21 protein-coding genes are annotated in these 19,859 nt (G+C 60.9%); 9 read left to right on the top strand and 12 right to left on the bottom strand.

Translation table 11 applies throughout. The features are described 5' to 3' along the window. Positions 1 to 74: 74 nt before the first annotated feature. Positions 75 to 887: an alpha/beta fold hydrolase gene (locus ACYZT1_RS17530; protein ID WP_462015935.1), complete on the top strand. Its 813-nt coding sequence runs from the start codon at positions 75 to 77 to the stop codon at positions 885 to 887. Between the two features lie 94 nt (positions 888 to 981). Here ACYZT1_RS17530 and dsbG read toward each other — a convergent pair whose 3' ends face one another. From dsbG to dsbD, 3 genes are read right to left on the bottom strand one after another with little or no spacing between them, the layout of a single operon-like run. Next, complete coding sequence (dsbG, locus tag ACYZT1_RS17525) at positions 982 to 1,752, bottom strand: thiol:disulfide interchange protein DsbG (RefSeq protein WP_462015934.1); 771 nt, start codon at positions 1,750 to 1,752, stop codon at positions 982 to 984. Then, positions 1,728 to 2,594, bottom strand: coding sequence for a TlpA family protein disulfide reductase (locus ACYZT1_RS17520; RefSeq protein WP_462015933.1), 867 nt, complete (start codon positions 2,592 to 2,594; stop codon positions 1,728 to 1,730). Before ACYZT1_RS17520 ends, dsbG begins: the two co-directional genes overlap by 25 nt. Beyond that, positions 2,594 to 4,330 carry a protein-disulfide reductase DsbD gene (gene dsbD / locus ACYZT1_RS17515; protein ID WP_462015932.1) on the bottom strand — a complete coding sequence of 579 codons (1,737 nt, stop codon included), beginning with the start codon at positions 4,328 to 4,330 and terminating at the stop codon, positions 2,594 to 2,596. Before dsbD ends, ACYZT1_RS17520 begins: the two co-directional genes overlap by 1 nt. Positions 4,331 to 4,533: 203 nt before the next feature. Between dsbD and ACYZT1_RS17510 the strand changes: the two genes are divergently transcribed. The 4 genes from ACYZT1_RS17510 to ACYZT1_RS17495 all read left to right on the top strand — a co-directional run bounded on the left by ACYZT1_RS17510 (position 4,534) and on the right by ACYZT1_RS17495 (position 8,454). After that, on the top strand, positions 4,534 to 5,214 hold the full coding sequence (locus tag ACYZT1_RS17510; RefSeq protein ID WP_462015931.1) for a response regulator: 681 nt from the start codon (positions 4,534 to 4,536) through the stop codon (positions 5,212 to 5,214). Beyond that, the gene (locus ACYZT1_RS17505; protein ID WP_462015930.1) at positions 5,211 to 6,536 is read left to right on the top strand and encodes an ATP-binding protein; all 1,326 of its coding nucleotides are present in this window, start codon (positions 5,211 to 5,213) and stop codon (positions 6,534 to 6,536) included. The genes ACYZT1_RS17510 and ACYZT1_RS17505 overlap by 4 nt, the downstream gene beginning before the upstream one ends. 197 nt (positions 6,537 to 6,733) lie before the next feature. Next, complete coding sequence (locus ACYZT1_RS17500; protein WP_462015929.1) at positions 6,734 to 8,146, top strand: diaminobutyrate--2-oxoglutarate transaminase; 1,413 nt, start codon at positions 6,734 to 6,736, stop codon at positions 8,144 to 8,146. 80 nt (positions 8,147 to 8,226) lie between these two features. After that, complete coding sequence (locus ACYZT1_RS17495; protein WP_462015928.1) at positions 8,227 to 8,454, top strand: MbtH family protein; 228 nt, start codon at positions 8,227 to 8,229, stop codon at positions 8,452 to 8,454. A gap of 99 nt (positions 8,455 to 8,553) precedes the next feature. Here the strand turns inward: ACYZT1_RS17495 and ACYZT1_RS17490 are convergent, their stop codons facing one another. The 9 genes from ACYZT1_RS17490 to ACYZT1_RS17450 all read right to left on the bottom strand — a co-directional run bounded on the left by ACYZT1_RS17490 (position 8,554) and on the right by ACYZT1_RS17450 (position 15,429). After that, a complete protein-coding gene (locus ACYZT1_RS17490; protein ID WP_462015927.1) occupies positions 8,554 to 9,456 on the bottom strand; it encodes a metal ABC transporter substrate-binding protein in 903 nt (300 codons plus the stop codon). Continuing rightward, the gene (locus tag ACYZT1_RS17485; protein WP_462015926.1) at positions 9,457 to 10,356 is read right to left on the bottom strand and encodes a metal ABC transporter permease; all 900 of its coding nucleotides are present in this window, start codon (positions 10,354 to 10,356) and stop codon (positions 9,457 to 9,459) included. Beyond that, entirely contained in the window at positions 10,356 to 11,099 is a 744-nt protein-coding gene (locus ACYZT1_RS17480) for a metal ABC transporter ATP-binding protein (protein ID WP_462015925.1), read from the bottom strand. The genes ACYZT1_RS17485 and ACYZT1_RS17480 overlap by 1 nt, the downstream gene beginning before the upstream one ends. Then, on the bottom strand, positions 11,096 to 12,022 hold the full coding sequence (locus tag ACYZT1_RS17475; RefSeq protein ID WP_462015924.1) for a metal ABC transporter substrate-binding protein: 927 nt from the start codon (positions 12,020 to 12,022) through the stop codon (positions 11,096 to 11,098). The genes ACYZT1_RS17480 and ACYZT1_RS17475 overlap by 4 nt, the downstream gene beginning before the upstream one ends. A 35-nt stretch (positions 12,023 to 12,057) precedes the next feature. Beyond that, positions 12,058 to 12,630, bottom strand: coding sequence for a DUF6162 family protein (locus tag ACYZT1_RS17470; protein ID WP_462015923.1), 573 nt, complete (start codon positions 12,628 to 12,630; stop codon positions 12,058 to 12,060). Further along, positions 12,627 to 12,956, bottom strand: coding sequence for a hypothetical protein (locus ACYZT1_RS17465; RefSeq protein ID WP_462015922.1), 330 nt, complete (start codon positions 12,954 to 12,956; stop codon positions 12,627 to 12,629). Before ACYZT1_RS17465 ends, ACYZT1_RS17470 begins: the two co-directional genes overlap by 4 nt. Next, a complete protein-coding gene (locus ACYZT1_RS17460) occupies positions 12,953 to 13,495 on the bottom strand; it encodes a thiamine pyrophosphate-binding protein (protein WP_462015921.1) in 543 nt (180 codons plus the stop codon). Before ACYZT1_RS17460 ends, ACYZT1_RS17465 begins: the two co-directional genes overlap by 4 nt. After that, positions 13,492 to 14,691, bottom strand: a complete 1,200-nt coding sequence (locus ACYZT1_RS17455) for a PepSY-associated TM helix domain-containing protein (RefSeq protein WP_462015920.1) — start codon at positions 14,689 to 14,691, stop codon at positions 13,492 to 13,494. Before ACYZT1_RS17455 ends, ACYZT1_RS17460 begins: the two co-directional genes overlap by 4 nt. 279 nt (positions 14,692 to 14,970) lie before the next feature. After that, entirely contained in the window at positions 14,971 to 15,429 is a 459-nt protein-coding gene (locus ACYZT1_RS17450) for a VOC family protein (RefSeq protein WP_462015919.1), read from the bottom strand. Positions 15,430 to 15,657: 228 nt separating this feature from the next. Here ACYZT1_RS17450 and ACYZT1_RS17445 point away from each other — a divergent pair, with 228 nt between their 5' ends. The 4 genes from ACYZT1_RS17445 (at position 15,658) to ACYZT1_RS17430 (ending at position 19,831) form a co-directional block, all read left to right on the top strand. After that, positions 15,658 to 15,927 (top strand): hypothetical protein, encoded by a 270-nt coding sequence (locus ACYZT1_RS17445; protein ID WP_462015918.1) that lies wholly within the window; start codon positions 15,658 to 15,660, stop codon positions 15,925 to 15,927. Positions 15,928 to 16,025: 98 nt separating this feature from the next. After that, a complete protein-coding gene (locus ACYZT1_RS17440) occupies positions 16,026 to 16,640 on the top strand; it encodes a LysE family translocator (protein ID WP_462015917.1) in 615 nt (204 codons plus the stop codon). Positions 16,641 to 16,798: 158 nt separating this feature from the next. Next, positions 16,799 to 17,965, top strand: coding sequence for an aminotransferase class V-fold PLP-dependent enzyme (locus ACYZT1_RS17435; protein WP_462015916.1), 1,167 nt, complete (start codon positions 16,799 to 16,801; stop codon positions 17,963 to 17,965). 57 nt (positions 17,966 to 18,022) lie between these two features. After that, positions 18,023 to 19,831 (top strand): M24 family metallopeptidase, encoded by a 1,809-nt coding sequence (locus ACYZT1_RS17430; RefSeq protein WP_462015915.1) that lies wholly within the window; start codon positions 18,023 to 18,025, stop codon positions 19,829 to 19,831. Positions 19,832 to 19,859: the final 28 nt, after the last annotated feature.

Below are 19,859 nucleotides of genomic sequence, written 5' to 3'. Positions count from 1 at the left end.
ATACACTCGTGCAATTGACGCTCAGGCCGCGCCGGCTAATCTTTGTGTTCAGTTTTTTTGCCGAGGACACCTCGATGCCTTTCTTTACAGTTGACGGACAACCGCTGCATTACATCGATCAAGGTACCGGGCCGGCGGTGCTGTTGGCCGGCAGTTACTTGTGGGATCTAAGCATGTGGGCGCCGCAGACCGCGGCGCTGTCGCAGCATTACCGGGTGATCGTTCCCGAGATTTGGGGGCATGGCCAGTCCGGGCGGCTACCCGACGGCACGACGTCACTGGACGATATTGCACGTCAGATGCTGGCCCTGCTCGACCATTTGCAGATTGATCGGGTGACCCTGGTCGGGTTGTCGGTAGGTGGCATGTGGGGCCTTCGCCTGGCACTGTCGCAAGCCGCACGCGTCAGCGGTCTGGTAATGATGGACACCTATGCCGGCAGCGAGCCCGACCCGACCCGCGAGTATTATTTCGCGTTGTTGAAACAGATCGAAGACGCCGGCGAGATAACCGAGCAACTGCTGGATATTATAGTGCCGATTTTCTTCCGTCCGGGCATCGATCCACAGTCGCCGCTGTATCAGACGTTCCGTGCATCGCTGGCGGCGCTGCCAGCTGATCGCCTGCGTGAAAGCATTGTGCCGATGGGGCGGATGATCTTTGGCCGCGGGGATCTCATGCATCGCCTGAGCGAATTGGAGGCTGCGACCACCTTGGTGATGTGTGGTGATCAGGACAAGCCGCGGCCGCCGGCGGAGGCTAAGGAAATGGCTGAGTTGATCGGCTGCCCGTGCGTGCTGGTGCCGGACGCGGGACACATTCCCAGCCTGGAGAATCCGGAGTTTGTGACAGAGGCATTGCTGAAGTATCTGGCCGGGAGGAATTAGTCGGTCTTGCCGACGCTATCGCGAGCAAGCCTGCTTCCACAGCAATTACTGCAATGACCTGTGGGAGCGGGCGTGCCAGCGACGTGCTGCGGATTCACTTCGGCCCGAGAATCTTCACCAGTTTATCCGGCGAGGGTGCGCCTTGCTGCTGTTGCAACTCGCCCTTGTCGTCCATGTAGAAAATGGCAGGCGTGGCTGACAATTCCAGCTCTTCCATCAACTGCATGTTCGCCGCCAGTTTTGCCTGAATCGCCGGTGGCACTTCTTTCAATGCTTTGAGCGAACTGGCCTTGCCGGCACCTTCGTGCTCTTGCAAGGCTTTCTGCGGGTCCTTGGCGGCCAGCAATGCAGCGGATTTACCCGGGCTGTCTTCACGAATAATGCCGACCATGATGTGCCGCAACTGTACTTTGCCCGCCTTCACCCAAGGCCTGGCCTGTTCCCAGAACATGTTGCAGTAAGGGCAGTTCGGATCGCTGAACAGGTAAACGACGCGCGGCGCGTCCTTGTTGCCATCTGCGATCCAGCTGCTGGCTTCCATCTTGCTCCAGACTTCTTTCGACATTGGCGCGTAGACCAGTTTTTGCAGCGGCTCGCTGCTCAGGTCGTTGCCATCGGCGTCATACAGATTGCCCAGCAAAACGTGTTTGCCATCGGGTGTCAGGTACAGCGCCATGCCACGGTTCTGGTACTGCGCCGCATAACCGCGCAGACCGTCGGGGGCGTCGAACTGGCCGACGATTTTGGCGCCCTTGGCTTCGATTTTCCTGATCGCGGCGGGCAGTTCCTCGGCTGCCTGCAGCGACGGCAAATGAAGCAACGCAGCGCCGAGGGTCAGCGTCAGCAGGTGGCGGAAGCGGGGCATGGCAATTTCCTTGAAGAGGTGGCCGGTGCGGCAGAAGGGGGGCTGTCGAAGTTTTCCAGTGCGCGGGCCAGACTGGCTTCCGACAATTCGCCCAGATGGCTGCCCAACAGGCGACCCTCAGGGCTATAGAACAGCGTAGTCGGCAATGCCATCGAGCCGACGGCCTGACCCAATCGGCCACTGCCATCGAACAACACGTTGGTCAGGCTCAAGCCTTGAGTTTCCAGGTAGGTGGCGACGCTGTGCATGCTTTCCGCCTGGTTGACGAACAGAAAAGTCAGGTCCGGACGCTGCATCTGGGCGTTTTCCAGCACGGGCATTTCCCGGCGACAGGGCGGACACCAGGTGGCCCAGAGATTGATGACCAGCGGCCCGCCCTTGTAGTCCGCCAATTGCACGGTTTCGCCGGCGGCATTGCGTAGGGTGATGTCCGGCAGGCGGGTGCCTCGTTCGTAAATCGTCAGGGAAAACGAGGCGAGCAACCAGAAGGAGAGGCCGCTGGCCACCCCGAAACCCAGGGGGCGACGCAGGCCCGGCCGACGCCAGCCGCAATACAAGGCGGCGAGCAGCATCGCGATCACGCCCGGCCAGGTGAGGAAACCACCGTCGCGCAGGTCGATCATCTGCCACGGATCATCACGGTAATGCGTCCAGTAAACGGCCACAAAACCAATCCGCGCCGCCAGCATGCCGAACAGAAAAAGGCTGAACAGCGCCGACTCGGGATTTTCCCCGCCGCGTTTGGCCGTTCGCCAGCCGACAAAAGTCGCCAGTGCCAGCGCACTGATCAGCAACAGATGATTAAGTGCAATGGCGAAGGTGCCAAGGGTCAAAGTCAGCATTAACGGGCGTCTCGGGTCGTGTTCCAGCGTTGCAGGAAAGTATCCGCATCGACTTCGCCGGTGATGCGCTGGCTGCGTCGTTCTGCGCCGTCGGCACCGATCCACAACAGGCTGGGTGGCCCCGGCACTTTATAGCGGCCGAGCAATTCGCGGCTGGCGGCATTATCCGCGGTGACGTCCAGGCGTAACAAGCGCACATCGCTGAGGGCATCGAGAACATGGGGTTGGCCGAAGACCTTTTTTTCCATGATCTTGCATGACACGCACCAGTCCGCGTAATAGTCCAGCAGCACCCACTGACCTTGCGCCCGGGCGCCGTCGAGTTCCTTCTGCAGCGTTGCCGGATCCTTGATGGTGACAAACGCATCATGACCGACCGGGCGTGCAAGCGTGCTTGCATTGGTCGTGTTGAAAACCTGCAGCGGCTTAAAGAGATCGCCACTGCCGCCCGCAGCGCCGATCATTAGCAAACTGCCCCACAGCCCCAGTAATAAAGCGCTGGCGCCGAACAAATGAGCGACGCGACCAAATCCTTCTGACTGTTTCCAGGCACTGTACGCGGCGATCAGCAGCAAGCCACCGCACAAGCCAATCCACAGTGAGTCATCCAGCACCGGGCGCACCATCAACAGGGCCGTCGCCAGAAACACGAAGCCGAACACACCTTTGAGCAGGTTCATCCAGGCGCCGGGTTTGGGCAGGAAGCGATTGCCCACGGTCACCAGCAACAGCAGCGGAATGCCCATGCCGATGCCCATGGCGAACAGAATCAAGCCGCCATGCAACGCGTTGCCGCTTTGCGCGATGTACAGCAGAGCGCCCGCCAGCGGGGCGGTCATGCACGGTCCGACCAGCAAACCGGAGACGGCGCCGAGGATGCCCGCACCCATCAGGCTGCCGCCGCGCTGACCGCGCGAGACATTTTCCAGACGATCCCTCACGGCGACCGGCAACTGCAGCTCGAAAAAACCGAACATCGGCAATGCCAGCACAACAAACACCGCCGCGAACGTGCCCAGCAGCCACGGGTTCTGCAACAGCGCCTGCAAATTGGCCCCGAGCAACGCCGCGAGCACGCCCATCGCCGCATACACCAGCGCCATGCTGACGACGTAGCTGCAAGCGAGGGCGAAACCGCGCCGGGGCGTCGCACCACTGCCAACGACGAGGCCGGCGAGGATAGGCAACATCGGCAAGGTACAGGGGGTGAACGCCAGCAACAGCCCCAGACCGAAGAACACCAGCAAACTCCAGCCCAGTGCGCGTTGTTGCAGACCACTGGCCAAAGCCTGGTCAGGGGCCTGTTCAACTGCAGAGACTGGCGACGCTTCCCCCAGGTCCACGACCTTGGTTTGCGGCGGATAACACAGGCCTGCATCGGCACAGCCCTGGAATCCCGCCTTGATCTGCCCGGTAGCACCGGCCGGGATCTTCAGCTCCAGTCCTTGACGATAGACTTGCTGTTCACCGAAAAACTCGTCGCTGTGCGATTCGCCAGCCGGCAGTGCGGGGGTATGTTCGTTTGCCAGCCCGTCGAATTTGAGCCGTTGCTGGTAAAGGTAATAGCCGTCGGCGATCTGCCAATACAGCTGGGTCTCGCCGGATTCCAGGCGTTGAGAGGTAAAGGTGAACGCTTTATCTACCGGGAGAAAATCGGGCCTGGTCTCAAACGGATTGGTCCCGGCCTGCACCAGGCCGGACACCAGAAGAGCAAAAATCAAAAAAATTCGACGCATTGTGGAAGCCTTGTCCCTGTGCAAGTGGGTGCACAATGGGGGGGCGCGATTAACCATTGATTAACTTTGCTAACCTGCGAACGTTGTCGCTGACAAGCAGGCCGCGGATCAATCGCGCAAGAGCCCCGGCCAACTGACATCCTTGCCATAATCGCGGCTTAATACCCGCTTGCTTCACTCGCCTCTTTTCGTAGGAACCCCCAATGCACGTACTGGTTTGCGAAGACGACGAACTGATCGCCAGCGGCATCGTCGCCGGCCTCTCCGCTCAAGGCCTGACGGTGGAACATGTCGCCACTGCATCAGCGGCGCGGGCGATCCTCAAGGTGGCCGAATTCGACGTCATGGTGCTTGATCTGGGCTTGCCCGATGAAGACGGTCTCAAGTTGCTGCAGCAGTTACGTCATAACGGCCTGGAAATCCCGGTGCTGATTCTGACTGCACGAGATTCGGTCACTGACCGTGTCGACGGCTTGCAGGCCGGTGCCGATGATTACCTACTCAAGCCGTTCGACCTGCGCGAGCTCGCCGCTCGTCTGCATACCTTGTTGCGGCGGGTGGCCGGGCGCAGCGTCAACCTGATCGAGCATGGTCGTCTGACGTACAACCCGAGCAGCCGGGAAACCCTGCTGGGTGGCCAACCGGTGGACCTTTCGCGACGTGAGCAGGCGTTGTTGCAGGCACTGCTGCACAATCGCGGTCGGGTCCTGTCCACCGAGCAGCTCAAAGACAGCGTCTACGGGTTCAACGACGAGCTTGAGAGCAACGCGCTCAACGTGCATATCCATCACCTGCGGCGCAAACTCGGTAACGGTATCGTTGAAACGGTGCGCGGCCTGGGTTATCGCCTTGGGCCTGCCGATAGCGGAGAAGAATCGAAGTGATGAGCCTGCGTTTGCGCCTGAGCCTGACCCTCGGCGCCGCTTTCGCGCTGATCTGGGCGCTGGCGGCCGCCTGGATGCTCAGCGATTTGCGCAATCAAATGATGTTTTCCCTCGACCAGCGGCTGGTCGCTTCGGCGCGCATGGTCGCCGGGTTGATGGAGCAACTGCCGCCCTTGCCGAGCAAAGGGGAGGGCACGCACTTCAGCGCTGAACAACTGAATATTCCGGGCGGCATGGCCTGCCAGGTGAGTTCGCTGCGAGGCGAGATCCTGGCCCGCAGTCACACCGATCCACAGCAAACTCTGGAAGCCGAGAAAATGGGCTTTCACGACCAGATGATCGATGGCGCGCCGTGGCGCAGTTTCACCCTGGCCCGTGGCGATTTGCGCATCACCACCGCCGATCGGCAAATTGAACGCGAAGCCCTTAACATGTCGATCCTGCTGGCCGCGTCGGTACCGGTTGGCGTCGCGTTACTGGGGTGTCTGTGCCTGCTGTGGCTGGGGATCGGTCAGGGACTGGCCCCTCTGAATCGCATGCGCGACGCCTTGATGCGCCGAAGTGCGGACTCGCTGGAGCCGCTGCAGATCCAGCCGCTGCCCAGCGAACTGCAGCCTTTGCTGGACACCCAGAACCAGCTGTTGCAGCGAATCGGCAAGACGATCGAGCGCGAGCGCCGTTTGACCGGTGACGCTGCGCACGAATTACGCAGCCCTCTGACGGCAATCAAGACTCACCTGCAAGTGGCGCGCATGACCGATGGCGCTGCGCGTGATCAGTCGCTGGCTCGGGCCGAGGAGGGCGCCGATCGCTTGCACCGCACCCTCGAACAGTTGTTGCTGCTGGCCCGGGTCGAGGGCAGCCTGTCGTTTGATGACGGTGTGCAATGCAGCGCCGAGCAAGTGGCGAAACTGGCAATTCAAGACGCCTCGAGCGGTGATCGTCAACGCATCAGGTTCCAGCCGCCGGTGAAATTGTCGCACGCCCCGGTGCAGATGCCGGCCGTGCTGTCGATTGCGGCGCTGCGCAACTTGTTGGACAACGCACTTCGGCATACCCCAGCCGATGAACCGGTAGAACTCAGCCTGGAAACCAGCGCAAACCGGGTGCAGTTTGTGGTGCGCGATCATGGGCCGGGGATCGCCGAAGGTGATCTGCAGCATCTGACGCAACGCTTTTGGCGCAACGGCCAGAGTACCGGCTGCGGCCTGGGCCTGGCGATTGTGCAGGCGATCGTCCAGCGCTGCGGCTGCACCTTGCATTTCGACAGCCGCCCGGATGGCCTGCGGGTCGAGCTGACCATGCCGCTGCAACCCGTCTGACCGCAAACCTGCAGGAGCCGGGCAAGCTTTGCTCCTGCAGCAGATCTCGCTGCCCCGCATTTCTCGTGGGCGAGCTCCAGGCGATTCCAATGTTCAAGGCTTTGTCACTTGCCTTGGCACAAAGCCGACCGAGCGCCTAAATCCCCGACGCCCTGATGCGTTTCCAGAACAGGAAAACCTTATCGAGGGGTCGAGAGATGTCAGTCGCTACCAGCCTTATGGAAGATCAGTCGGCCCGAACCGCTTCGGCGCCGGTCGAAACGCTTTACCACTTCACCGAATCGCCGTTGCTGGCGCGCCAGAACCGCCAGGAGTCCAACGCCCGCAGCTACCCGCGACGTATTCCCCTGGCACTCAAGCGAGCCAAAGGTATTTACGTCGAAGACGTGGAAGGGCGGACATTCATCGACTGCCTGGCCGGGGCGGGCACGCTGGCACTGGGGCATAACCACCCGGTGGTGATCGACGCGATCCAGCAAGTGTTGAGCGATGAACTGCCGCTGCACACGCTTGATCTGACCACTGCGGTCAAGGATCAATTTGTTCAGGACCTGTTCGGTTTGCTGCCGCCGGCGCTGGCGGTTGATGCGAAGATCCAGTTCTGCGGCCCGACCGGCACCGATGCGGTGGAAGCCGCGCTGAAACTGGTGCGCACCGCCACCGGACGCAGCACCGTGTTGTCGTTTCAGGGCGGTTACCACGGCATGAGCCAGGGCGCGTTGAGCCTGATGGGCAGCCTGGGCCCGAAGAAGCCGCTGGGTGCCTTGCTCAGTAATGGCGTGCAGTTCATGCCGTATCCCTACGATTACCGCTGCCCGTTCGGCCTCGGTGGCGCGCAAGGTGTGCAGGTCAATTTGCATTACCTGGAAAACCTGCTGAATGATCCCGAGGCCGGCGTCCAGTTACCGGCGGCGGTGATCGTTGAAGTCGTTCAGGGCGAAGGCGGGGTGATTCCGGCTGATCTCGACTGGTTGCGCGGTGTGCGGCGCATTACTGAACAGGCCGGCGTAGCGTTGATCGTCGACGAGATCCAGAGCGGTTTCGCGCGCACCGGCAAGATGTTCGCCTTCGAGCACGCCGGGATCATTCCGGACGTGGTGGTGCTGTCCAAAGCCATCGGCGGCAGCCTGCCGCTGGCGGTGGTCGTCTACCGCGACTGGCTCGACATCTGGCTGCCGGGCGCCCATGCCGGGACTTTTCGCGGCAATCAGATGGCCATGGCCGCAGGCTCTGCGGTGATGCGTTATCTGGTTGAACACAGGGTCTGCGAACACGCGGCGGCGATGGGCGAACGTCTGAGCGAACACTTGCGCATTCTGCAACGGGACTTCCCGCAGTTGGGCGATATCCGAGGCCGTGGCCTGATGCTCGGCGTGGAGCTGGTCGATCCAGCCGGTGCACCGGACGCGCAAGGTCATCCACCGGTTTTCGCTCAACTCGCGCCGCTGGTGCAACGCGAATGCCTCAAGCGCGGCTTGATCCTCGAGCTGGGCGGGCGGCATGGCGGGGTGGTGCGGTTTCTGCCGCCGCTGGTCATCACCGCCGCGCAAATCGACCATGTCGCAGAGATTTTCGGTCGGGCGATGGTGGCGGCAGTCGCCAGCCTCTAAATTTCTCGACCGGCGCAACGTTCCTTTGACATAACCGCTGCGCACATCTCGCAGCCAAACGACAACGATGGAGAATCAGCATGACTTCAGTATTCGACCGCGAGGACATCCTCTTCCAGGTGGTGGTCAACCACGAAGAGCAATATTCGATCTGGCCTGACTACAAAGCCGTGCCCGGGGGCTGGCGCACCGTGGGCAAAAGCGGCCTGAAAAAGGAATGCCTGGCCTACATCGAAGAAGTCTGGACGGACATGCGTCCATTGAGCCTGCGCCAAAAAATGGAAGAGCAGGCGGCAGTGGCTCACTGAGCTGTTGCGTAAAAAGCCCGCTGGACCCAGGAGGTCAGCGGGCTTTTTCATGGGCGCAAGTTTTGTCGCCAGTCAGGCCGCCTTCGCGGTCCAGCGACGTTATGCCCCACTCAGTCCCTTGATCACCAGATCCACGTTCTCTTCCAGCTCAGCCACAGGATCCGCGCCATCGATACTCAACACCACCAGGCGACTTCCCGATTCGGCAATCGCCGCTTTCACCGCCTCCGACGGCTGCCGATGGTGCAACACCACCGCCACGTCATTGTCCTTGAGCGTCGCGGTTAATTGCTTAAGTGATTCCGGGGTCCATTCGGCATCCGGACGGGCATCCTGGCCAGCCAGTTCCAGATTGAGTCCGCCGATCAGATAACCAAAATGGTCACTGAGGCTCATCACGCTCAGGTTGTCAGCGCTGGCGAGCCGCGCTTCGCTGGCGGCGCTGAACTTGAGCAGGCGCTGCTTCAATGCCGCCAGGTTGGCTTCGATTTTAGCTTTGGCCGTCGGCGCCAGGCGCACCAGATCCGCCGACATCACATCCGCCATCCGGCCCATGTTGTTGCTGGAAAACCACGGCTGACTGTTCAGGCCATCGACCTTGTTCTCCGGTTGCAGGGCAATGCCGGGCAGGGCGCCGTCCACCGGGCGTGCGGCGTCGACCTCGACGATGCGAATGTTGCTGCGCCGCGAGAACGGATACAGCGGATCATCCGCCCACAGCGAGCGCACACCGATCACCGCATCGGCATCGGTCGCCAATTTCGCCAACGCTGGCGCACCACGGCCAGAGAAATAAGCGGTCTGACGACTGCCGGGTAAATTCGCCGGCGCTGCACGTTCAAGTTTGACGTCGGTGCCTTTGAGCAGGACTTCACCCAGACCATAGGTAATGGGCAGTGACGCGAGCACATGCAAGGGTTTGGCGCCTTGCTCGGCGAAAGACGTATTCACCAGCCCGCACAGCGCAACGGCCAGGGCCAGTTTTCGCATTGAAAAATTCATTTATCCGAGATTCCCTTTCAAACTGGGGACCACCCCGCGCGCAATGGCAGCGAGGGCGAAGGCGATACCGGCGACCAGGATGATGGCGGCGCCGGACGGGATTGGCAGGTCGAATACGATCGGTGCGAGGATCCCGCACAGCGTGCTGACCGTAGCGATCAACACCGAACACCAGAAAAAACCCTTGAGCGACTGGCTGAGTAACCGCGCTGCCGCGGCCGGAATCACCAGCAATGCACCCACCAGAATCGCACCGATGACTTTCACCGCCGCCACGGTAATCAACGTCACCAGAATCACGAACAGATAGTCCAGGGTTTTCACCGCCACGCCACGCACCGCCGCCAGTTGCGGATTGAAGCTGGCGAGCATGATGCGGTTGTACAACGGCAGCGCCAGCGCCATCACCAGCGAACCGACGATGGCCAGTACCAGCAGGTCATTGCCATTGACCGTGAGCACCGAGCCGAACAGAACGTTTTCGAGGATGTGCACATTGATCTTGCCAGCCAGAATCAGCAACAGACTGGCGCCCAGCGCCAACGATACTGACAGGAAAACGCCAATCAACGTATCCGGCGAGAGCCCCGTGCGGTTGCGCAGGTAATTCAGCAGAATCCCGAACAGCAGGCAGTAGCCGAACAGGCTGCCGTAAGGCCCGGTGTAGGGTTCGCCAAGCAGAATGCCCACGGCCACGCCGGTCAGCGCCGCGTGGCCCACGGCCTCGGAGAAAAACGCAAAGCGCTTGACCACCACCAGCGTGCCGAGCCCACCGAGCACCGGGCCGATCAACAACCCCGCGAGCAGGGCGTTGACCACAAATCCGTAAGCCAGCGCTTCCGGCAGATAACCCGAAGACGCCCAACCCTGGACCATCAGACGAAAGGCTTCATAGCTCATCAGGCAGCGCTCCGTGGATGGGTCGAAAACAGCGTTAACAGACGCTCCGGAGTCAGCGCCTGTTGCGGCGTCGAATCGAACAATACCCGGCGATTGAGCCCGGTGACGCGATCGGCCAGCCGCCCGACGGCTTCCAGATCGTGCTCGATCCACAGCACGGTGATGCCGCTTTGGCGCCAGTCGCCGAGCAATCGCTCGAACACCCGGATACCGGCCTCGTCGAGTGCCGACATCGGTTCATCGAGTACCAGCAACTGCGGCGCCGGGATCAAGCCTTGTGCCAACAAAACGCGCTGACGCTCGCCGCCGGACAGCGCGCCCATGCGTCGTTTACGCTTGTCCTGCATGCCGACGCGCTCCAGCGCTTCGCCAATGGCCGCGGCGTAATGCTTGCTCAGCCCAAGGAACGCCGGGCGCCGCTGGCACATCGCGGCCATGAAATCGTCGACGGTCATCGGCAAGCCGCGATCGAACTCCAGCGCTTGCGGCACATAACCGATCGTCCCGGGTTCGCCCGGCCATTGCAGGCTCAAGCGCCCTTGATGAGGCATCTGCCCGAGCAACGTCTTGATCAGCGAACTTTTGCCGCCACCGTTGGGGCCGACCAACGCATGCACGCTGCCGGGCTGAACCTGGAAAGTCACCTTGTCGAGGATCGTCGTGCGCCCGAGCGTCAGGCTCACATCGGCAAAATTCAGGGTGGGTCCGGCGCTCTGGACGAGGAGGGTTTCCTGAACGGTCATGCGCCAGACTCCTGGATCGCGCGAACCACGGTGTTGAGGTTGCCGGTCATTTCCTTTTCATATTTGTCGGCGGTGTATTCGCCGTAGGAAATGTGCGACAGCGGGTACAGCTTCACCCCGGATTCACGCTGGATGGTGTCGACGTAGCTGGACGGGAAGTCCATCTCGGAGAAGATCACTTTCACGTCCAGTTCGCGCAGTTGATCAATGGTTTTCTTCAACTGGCTGGGGCTCGGTTCAATACCGTGGGCGGGCTCGACCACGGCCGTCACTTCGAGGCCGAATTCGCGCAGCAGGTAGTCATAGGCTGCATGCACCGTGGCCACGCGCAATTCGGCATTCGGCGCTTCGGTCAGTTTCGCCAGGGCATCGGCGCGCATCGTGCGCAGGCGCTTGCCGTACGCGCGGGCATTCTGGGTGTAGGTCTTGGCATTCGCCGGATCGAGCTTGCCCAGTTCCCGGGCAATGTTGTTGACCTGGGCGATGGAGGCGCTGATCGACAGGAACGTGTGCGGGTTCACGACTTTGCCGGCACCGCGAGCAGCAACGCCGGTGGCCGCCAGCAGCGGCACGTTTTCGTTGGCTTCGATGACCGGCACGTTCGGCGTTTCGCTGGCGGCGATCATGCGGTCGGCAAAATCGTCATGACCGACGCCATTGAGCACAATCACGTCCAGCCCGCTGATGCGCTTGATGTCTTCGGCGCGGGGTTCGTAGGCGTGGGGGTTGAAACCGGCCGGAATCAGCGGCACCACTTCGGCTTTGTCGCCGACGATATTAGCGACGTAGCTGTAATAAGGGTGCAGCGTGATGCCAATGCGCAGGCGTTTGGCCTCGTCGGCGCTGGCCATCGGTGTCAGCAGACAAGCGAGCAGGCCGGCAAGAAGCAGGCGCACGAAAGAGCGTTGAGATGAACTAGGCATGGGAAAGCGGTCTTCTCTCGGATGAAGGCGAGGGTTCAGTGCCGATGCTGGCGGGTAACGCCGGCATCGAATTGCGCGACGATCTGCTGCCAACCGGCGCTTTGCAGCGCGGCGTCAGTGAGGTCGGTCGGCGCTGCAAGGGCTTTGCCGCGATTGAGCCAGATGTCCGGCGCATCGTCCGCAGCGCTCAGGCGCATCAGAAACGAGCCTGCCACGTCGGGCGTCCGGCTCTGGCCGAAATAGGCGTGGGCGTCGAGCAATTGCCAGGCGTGAGCGCCGCGACTGACCGAACTCGCATCCTGGGCAAACGGCGCGAACCCTTCGTCCGCGAGCGCTACCGGCGTGGGCAGGGCTTGCTGTTCCTGACGCAGCAAGTGGATCTCGTCCAGTGTCACTCGCAGGTCGGCGTAGATACCTTGCTCGGATGCGCTGAGATCGCGGCGCGCATCGAGTTGATGGCGGGTGACGCTGCTGACTTCCTGCTTCTCACCGCGCCAGGCCACCACAGTGCCGGCCACGGCAAGAATCATCAGACACAACAGCAGCACATAAAGGGTTTCATGGCCGGCACCGGCCGGGCGGACAACGTGCGTGGTTGGATTGCTCATGGGGCCTGGATGTCCGCCTGGTCAATCTCGACGACGTGACCCGGGCCCGCATCGAACAACACGTAGAACTCGGCGCCGGGTTTCTTGAAGGTCAATTTGGAGTCCGTCCCGAGCTTGCCCGGCACCAGGATGGTTTCGTCATAGCCGATCACGTCCAGCGTCACACCCGGCGCGCCGCTGCCGTCGGAGAAGCCGCCGGTGCATTCGATCTGCTCGGCGTCGATGGCTTTGCATTCACACATCGGGTTGTGTGCCAGAGCGCTGGCGCTGAAGCCTGCGCACAGCATCAACAGGGCGACCTTGCGACGAATAAATAAGTTGATCATGGTTTGCCTCCTTGTTTGTTCAGCCACGCAAGGGTGGCGGGGGATGCCTGGCTCAGAGGGATCGACGCTTGATGCATCGCGCCGTCCCAGCCTTCCATCGTGATCCACAGCTCGGCGTCAGCCTTGGTCTTTTCCGGGACTGGCAACAGGGCGCCCATGCGGTGCGGGGTGCCGAAGAAAATCACCCCGGCAGCGCGCAGGCTGCGGGGTTTGCCGATGCGCAGGTAGGTGGCTTTGACTTTGTCGCGGCAACTGTCGCACAAGGCGGCGTTGAAGCTTTTCATGTAGCCGGCGGGGCCCTCCAGTTGCGGCGCTTCGTTGCGCAGTTCCGCCAGGCGCACGCTCCACGGTCCCACTTTGACCTCAGCGATTTCCCGCTCGCCGAGGCCGGCGTCGCCGCGAAACAGCGCCGCGTCAGCAAAGTATTTGGGCATGAAACCCAGCGGAATCAGCAGCAGCAGAATGTTGATGTGGAAGCGCCATTTGTGCCAGAAGCGGCTCAGCGCCGACGCCGGTTTATCTGCGACGAACAGGCTCACTGGCTCACCTCCGTAGTCTCGCGACGGGTTGTCGAGACCGTCTCGTTGCGCGTTTGCTTGCTGGTGCGTTTAAGCGCATTTGCCGTGGCCAAGGCAGTACGCTTGGTCCAGATCAGCAGACCGCTGAGCACCATCATGGTCATGATCAGGCCAAAGAAGAACCAGATCAGCTTGATCCACAGTCCACCAAAATCGCCGGTGTGCAGGGGGCGCATGGATTCGGTGACCAGCTCCAGGCCTGAACGGTCGGTCAGCAGGCGCGTGGCGGCAATTTCACCGGTGTAGGGGTTGATATCGGCTGTCTGGTACATCAGCGGGTACCAACTGCGGCCACCCACCGAGAGATAGCTGTAGGCGTTGGCGGGAAGGCTGACAAAACTGTCCTCAAGACCCGGGATCCGCTGCCTGGCCTGCTGGATTGCCGCTTCCATGCTGATCATCGGCGCAGGTGAACCGTCGGCCGTCATCGGCACGCTTTCACGCGGCACCACCAGCGCCACGGGAGCGGTGGAGATCGAGATCTGATTGTCGAACATGAATGCCCGGATCAGGAACCAGACGCTGGTGATGGAAATGATCGCGATGAACCAGATCGACCAGATCCCGCTGAGCCGATGGAAATCTCCCCAGAAAATTCGCGCACCGTGACGAATCCGCAAGGTCGGCCGGAAGAAGCCTTTCCAGAAGCGCTTGTAGACCACCAGCCCGGTAATCAACGACGCGAGCAGTGGCAGGCTCAGGAACGACACCAGATACCAGCCCCAGCTGAATCCGTTGGTGAACGGCACCAGCCACCAACCGTGCAGCGCGCGGGTAAATGCCTTGAAATCGAATTGCGGGGCTGCGCCCTGAATAACCCCGGTATACGGGTTGACGTACACCGTGACGTTGCGGCCATCGGGGTAGCTGACGTCCACGTCAAGGGCAAAGTGTGACTCGTCCGGTCGGTTGATGCCTTCGACCAGTGTGTCCGGTTCGGCCTTTTTTATCGCTGCGAGGATTTGGTCGTAGTTGAGCAACGGCGCGTCGTCGGAGGGCTGGCTTGCGCGCATTTGCGGGTTGGCCAGCCAGACAATTTCCTGACTGATCACGGCCAGAGTGCCGGTGACACAGACGATCAGTACAAAAAACCAGATCGGCAGCGCCAGCCAGCTATGAACGAGAAACCAGAGTTTGGAGCGGGATTTCTTCGACATGATTGAGGTCTTGTATCGATGAGAGGGCCTTGGCTGCGGGCTTCCCAGCGTGGGGTCCATAAAAAGTACGGCCGTGGCTGTTGCCTACGCGAACCGCCTGCATCTATATAAGACGAATGAGAATCAAAAATCCCGAACGCAAACATGAAAGAAAATGTTTCTTGTTCGCTAAATAGCGATAGGAGCACAGCTTGAAGCGGTGGGCCAGCCAGCATCCCTGTCGCGCTGTACCGCTATCGCGATCAAGCGTGCCCCCAAAAACACTGTGCTTGCGAGCCTTCAACCCTGCTGGAACATCTCCTTCGCGCGCTGCTCGATCTGCTCCTGGGTCAAATCCTCCTTGTGCGTCGCCAGAAACCACAGATGCCCATAAGGATCCTTCAAGGTTCCCGACCGGTCGCCATAGAACTGATCCTTCACCTCGGACACCACGGTCGCGCCAGCGTCGATAGCCTGTTTCCAGGACGTGTCGACATCGCTGACATATAAATGCAGGCCCACTGACGGGGACGAGTCCGGGTTGCTCAACGGCCCTTGATCGCACGGCGTGCCCAGCATGATGGCGCTGTCGCCAATACGCAGTTCCGCATGGCCGATGCCGCCATCCGGCATGGCCAGGCGCATGACCTCGCTGGCGCCAAAGGCTTTTTTATAGAAATCGATGGCTTCTGCGGCTTTGTGAATTCCCAGATAGGGGGTGATGCTGTGATAACCCTCAGGAATCGGTTTGACGCTCATGACGGCTCTCCCTGTTGATGGTGAACAGTGGGAAACCGGGCGTGCCGGCTTCCAGTCGGATAACTATAGGTCAGCCCCTTTTGGTCGCCTGACAGGCCGACGAGCAGCAGATTTTCCGGAGCATTAGCCAAACTCGATAGCGACTATCGAGAGCGTTGATTTCTGCTCGTCCTGATGCCCGGGTAGCCTGTGTTCATTGCCCCGAACCCAGATTCCAGGACCCCCGACATGAAAACACTCCTCGCCACTTGCCTGATGCTTGCCGTCTCCGTTCTCAGTGGATGCGCCACTCACGTTGCGCCGGAACTGCGCCCCTACACCGCCGAAGAAACCCGCCAGTTGGCGCTCGAGGCGCTGAACCGTCGCGGTTTGTCCTTCGACGAGTACCATGTGAAAAAAGCCGCACTGCTGGGCGAGCCACAAAAATCGTTCAGCTTCGATAAACAAGGCGAAATGAACGCGGAACGTGCCGTGCAACTTCACGGTCGTCCAAGCTGAGCGACTGTACTGCTCGAAGTTTCACGCAACTGTCCGTGGGTTTATTCCGGGGCGTGCGATAGGGTCGTTACCTGACTGACCCTGATGGACTGCCACCCATGACGCTCTCGCTCGATATGCTGCTCGGCTTCGCCCTGTTTGCCCTGGTCACTTCGATCACTCCCGGCCCCAATAACACCATGTTGCTGGCATCGGGCGTGAACTTCGGTTTCCACCGCACCATTCCCCATATGCTCGGTATCACCTGTGGCTTCTTCGTGTTGGTCGTCGCTGTGGGTTTTGGTTTGGGAGCGGTGTTTCAAACCTATCCGTTGCTTTACACGGTGCTGCGCTATGTGGGCGCCGCGTATCTGTTGTACCTCGCGTGGAAAATTGCCCACTCGGGCCCGGTCTCCGACGCAGAACGAAGCGACGCCACACCGATCAGCTATCTGGGGGCGGCGGCGTTCCAATGGGTCAATCCCAAGGCATGGATCATGGCCATCGGAGCAATCAGCACCTACACGCCGATGCAGGGCTATTTCACCAACGTGATCGTGATTGCCGCCGTGTTCGCGCTGATCAACCTGCCCAGTGTGAGTGTGTGGGCCGCTTGTGGCACGCTGTTGCGCAACGTCTTGAAGGATCGGCGCTGGTTGCGCCTGTTCAATTGGGGCATGGCGACGCTGCTGGTGGTCTCGCTGTATCCGTTGTTGCTTGAAAGCTTTAGCTGATGCATTGCTTCAACCGGTTGGCCGATGCCTGTTAAGCTCGACTTCAGGAGCGTTCCTACGCACTTTTTACTGAAGTCGTACTTTTTTAACGCATCCGATCAGGTATTGCTGTGTGCTCTTTCCAGCCGCTGATCCCGGAAAAGCTCTGCGAGTCTTTTATGAACAAACGTCCGTTGTATTTCGACTACGCCGCCACCACTCCGGTGGATGAGCGAGTCATTCAGGTCATGGTCGAGTGTCTGGGTTTTTCCGGCAATTTTGGCAATCCGGCGTCCAGCTCCCATGCGTTCGGCCAGCAGGCCCGGCAAACGGTCGAGCAGGGGCGGCAGCAAGTGGCTGCACTGGTCGGTGCTCAGGCGCAGCAGATTGTCTGGACGTCCGGGGCGACCGAATCCAACAATCTTGCACTCAAGGGCGTGGCCCAGGCTCGTGCGGCTGGCGGCGGTCACGTCATCACCAGCCAGGTCGAACACAAGGCCATTCTGGACACGGCCAGCCAGTTGCAGGACGCCGGCGTTTCGGTCACTTACCTGATGCCGGACGCGGACGGCTTGATCACTGCGCAAGCGGTCAGCGATGCCCTGCGTGAGGACACGTTTCTGGTGTCACTGATGCTGGTCAACAACGAGTTGGGTACCGTGACTGACATTGCGGCGATCGGCGAGGCAGTGCGCGCGCGTGATGCGCTGTTTCATGTCGACGCCGCGCAAGGTGCCGGCAAAGTGGCCATTGATCTGGCCAGTTTGCCGGTGGACCTGATGTCCTTTTCGGCGCACAAGGTCTATGGCCCCAAAGGAATCGGCGCGCTTTATGTCGGCTCGCGTGCGCAGCAGCGCTTGCAGGCGCAGATTCACGGCGGCGGGCACGAAGGTGGCCTGCGCTCTGGGACATTGGCGACTCATCAGATTGCCGGGATGGGCGCCGCCTTCGTGCTGGCTGCGCAAGTGTTCGAGCAAGAGCATGCCGGGATCGAGCGTCTGCGCGAGCGTTTGCTCGGGCCGTTATTGAGCCTTCCGGGCGTACGCCTGAATGGCTGCGCCACCCGACGCATTCCTCACACCTTGAGCCTGACCTTCAACGAAGGTGAGTTCAGTTCCGCCGCATTGGCCACCTCGATCGCATTTTCCGCGACCTCGGCCTGCAATTCTGCGAGTAACACGCCTTCGCACGTGTTGCTGGCCATGGGGCATGATGCCCGTTCGGCAGGTCGCACCATTCGCTTGAGCCTGGGACGCTTCACCACGGAGCAGGACATCGACCAAGCGATTCAACTGATTAAAGCGGCCTGCGTCAGCGCCCCGGCCTTCTGGGCGACAGGACCTTGAACGCGCCGACATCGATCGGCACTCAACAATAATAGGCAGTGATTAGCAGGAGACACGATGAGTACGCAGCCTTCGATCAACGGATCGGTGCCCGAGCGTCTGGCGCACACCCGCGAACTGATGAGCCGGGAGGGCATTCATGCGCTGCTGGTGCCGTCGGCCGATCCACACCTTTCGGAATACCTGCCCGGCTACTGGCAAGGGCGACAATGGCTGTCGGGTTTCCACGGCTCGGTCGGCACTTTGATCGTTACAGCGGACTTCGCCGGCGTCTGGGCTGACAGCCGTTATTGGGAGCAGGCCACCAAAGAACTCAATGGCAGCGGCATCGAACTGGTGAAGTTGCAGCCGGGGCAACCTGGCCCGCTGGACTGGCTGGCCGAGCAAACGCCTGAGGGTGGGGTCGTTGCGGTAGATGGCGCGGTGATGGCCTTGGTGTCGGCGCGCACGCTGGGCGACAAACTTGAACAACGCGGCGCACGGCTGCGCACCGACCTGGATTTGTTGAGCGAAGTCTGGCGTGATCGCCCGAGTCTGCCGAACGAGCCGATCTACCAGCACTTGCCGCCCCAGGCAACCATCAGCCGTGTCGAAAAACTCGGCAAGCTGCGCGAAGCGTTGAAAGCGCGCGGTGCCGACTGGCATTTTATTGCGACCCTGGATGACATCGCCTGGCTGTTCAACCTGCGCGGCGGCGATGTGTCGTTCAACCCGGTTTTTGTTTCGTTCGCCCTGATCAGCCAGGACCAGGCCACCCTGTTTGTAGCCTTGAGCAAAGTCAGCGGTGAATTGCGTGCCATCCTTGAAGCGGACGGCGTCACCCTGCGCGATTACAACGAAGTGGCCGATGCCTTGCGCGCGGTGCCAGGTGGCTCGAGCCTGCAGGTCGATCCGGCGCGTGTGACGGCGGGCCTGCTGGACAATCTGGACAGCGGCGTCGCACTGCTTGAAGGCCTGAACCCGACCACATTGGCCAAATCGCAGAAAAGTCTGGCCGATGCCGAACACATTCGTAAAGCCATGGAGCAGGACGGCGCAGCGCTCTGCGAGTTCTTCGCCTGGCTGGAGTCGGCGTGGGGACGTGAACGCATCACTGAACTGACCATCGATGAGCACCTGACCGCCGCCCGCATGCGTCGCCCGGATTATGTGTCGCTTAGCTTCAATACCATCGCCGCGTTTAACGCCAATGGAGCGATGCCGCATTACCACGCGACCGAAGAAGAGCATGCAGTCATCGAGGGTGACGGTCTGTTGCTGATCGACTCAGGCGGTCAATACCTCGGTGGCACCACCGACATCACGCGAATGGTCCCGGTCGGCACGCCAACCGAGGAGCAAAAGCGCGATTGCACGCGGGTGCTGAAAGGCGTTATCGCGCTGTCCCGGGCACAATTTCCTCGCGGCATCCTCTCGCCATTGCTGGATGCGATTGCCCGGGCGCCGATCTGGGCAGAAAGCGTCGACTACGGTCACGGCACCGGGCATGGCGTCGGCTACTTCCTCAACGTGCACGAAGGCCCGCAAGTCATCGCCTATCAAGCCTCTGCTGCACCACAAACGGCGATGCAACCGGGGATGATCACGTCTATCGAACCGGGCACCTACCGTCCGGGCCGCTGGGGTGTGCGGATCGAAAACCTGGTTTTGAACCGTGAAGCCGGCACCAGCGAATTTGGCGAATTCCTCAAATTTGAAACGTTGACGCTGTGCCCGATCGACACACGTTGCCTGGAGCCTTCGTTGCTGACGCTGGATGAGAAAGAGTGGTTCAACGCCTACCACGCCGAAGTCCGCCAGCGCCTCAGCCCGTTACTCGACGGTGCAGCGCTTGACTGGTTGAACACGCGTACAGCGGCAATTTGAATGAGTTGAGTTTCAGGCGCTGTTGCAG

The organism is Pseudomonas sp. PB3P13, assembly GCF_054897735.1.
The sequence above is the reverse complement of the archived record's forward strand: the minus strand, read 5'-3'. Positions and strand labels throughout refer to the sequence as shown.

Excerpts from the sequence above, each read along its gene's own strand:
- ACYZT1_RS17430 (WP_462015915.1), top strand. The coding sequence starts at position 18,023 with ATGAGTACGCAGCCTTCGATCAACGGATCGGTGCCCGAGCGTCTGGCG.
- ACYZT1_RS17490 (WP_462015927.1), bottom strand. The coding sequence starts at position 9,456 with ATGAATTTTTCAATGCGAAAACTGGCCCTGGCCGTTGCGCTGTGCGGG.
- ACYZT1_RS17530 (WP_462015935.1), top strand. The coding sequence starts at position 75 with ATGCCTTTCTTTACAGTTGACGGACAACCGCTGCATTACATCGATCAA.
- ACYZT1_RS17480 (WP_462015925.1), bottom strand. The coding sequence starts at position 11,099 with ATGACCGTTCAGGAAACCCTCCTCGTCCAGAGCGCCGGACCCACCCTG.
- ACYZT1_RS17475 (WP_462015924.1), bottom strand. The coding sequence starts at position 12,022 with ATGCCTAGTTCATCTCAACGCTCTTTCGTGCGCCTGCTTCTTGCCGGC.
- ACYZT1_RS17520 (WP_462015933.1), bottom strand. The coding sequence starts at position 2,594 with ATGCTGACTTTGACCCTTGGCACCTTCGCCATTGCACTTAATCATCTG.
- ACYZT1_RS17445 (WP_462015918.1), top strand. The coding sequence starts at position 15,658 with ATGAAAACACTCCTCGCCACTTGCCTGATGCTTGCCGTCTCCGTTCTC.
- ACYZT1_RS17465 (WP_462015922.1), bottom strand. The coding sequence starts at position 12,956 with ATGATCAACTTATTTATTCGTCGCAAGGTCGCCCTGTTGATGCTGTGC.
- ACYZT1_RS17510 (WP_462015931.1), top strand. The coding sequence starts at position 4,534 with ATGCACGTACTGGTTTGCGAAGACGACGAACTGATCGCCAGCGGCATC.
- ACYZT1_RS17485 (WP_462015926.1), bottom strand. The coding sequence starts at position 10,356 with ATGAGCTATGAAGCCTTTCGTCTGATGGTCCAGGGTTGGGCGTCTTCG.
- ACYZT1_RS17500 (WP_462015929.1), top strand. The coding sequence starts at position 6,734 with ATGTCAGTCGCTACCAGCCTTATGGAAGATCAGTCGGCCCGAACCGCT.
- ACYZT1_RS17440 (WP_462015917.1), top strand. The coding sequence starts at position 16,026 with ATGACGCTCTCGCTCGATATGCTGCTCGGCTTCGCCCTGTTTGCCCTG.
- ACYZT1_RS17470 (WP_462015923.1), bottom strand. The coding sequence starts at position 12,630 with ATGAGCAATCCAACCACGCACGTTGTCCGCCCGGCCGGTGCCGGCCAT.
- dsbG (WP_462015934.1), bottom strand. The coding sequence starts at position 1,752 with ATGCCCCGCTTCCGCCACCTGCTGACGCTGACCCTCGGCGCTGCGTTG.
- ACYZT1_RS17450 (WP_462015919.1), bottom strand. The coding sequence starts at position 15,429 with ATGAGCGTCAAACCGATTCCTGAGGGTTATCACAGCATCACCCCCTAT.
- dsbD (WP_462015932.1), bottom strand. The coding sequence starts at position 4,330 with ATGCGTCGAATTTTTTTGATTTTTGCTCTTCTGGTGTCCGGCCTGGTG.
- ACYZT1_RS17495 (WP_462015928.1), top strand. The coding sequence starts at position 8,227 with ATGACTTCAGTATTCGACCGCGAGGACATCCTCTTCCAGGTGGTGGTC.
- ACYZT1_RS17455 (WP_462015920.1), bottom strand. The coding sequence starts at position 14,691 with ATGTCGAAGAAATCCCGCTCCAAACTCTGGTTTCTCGTTCATAGCTGG.
- ACYZT1_RS17435 (WP_462015916.1), top strand. The coding sequence starts at position 16,799 with ATGAACAAACGTCCGTTGTATTTCGACTACGCCGCCACCACTCCGGTG.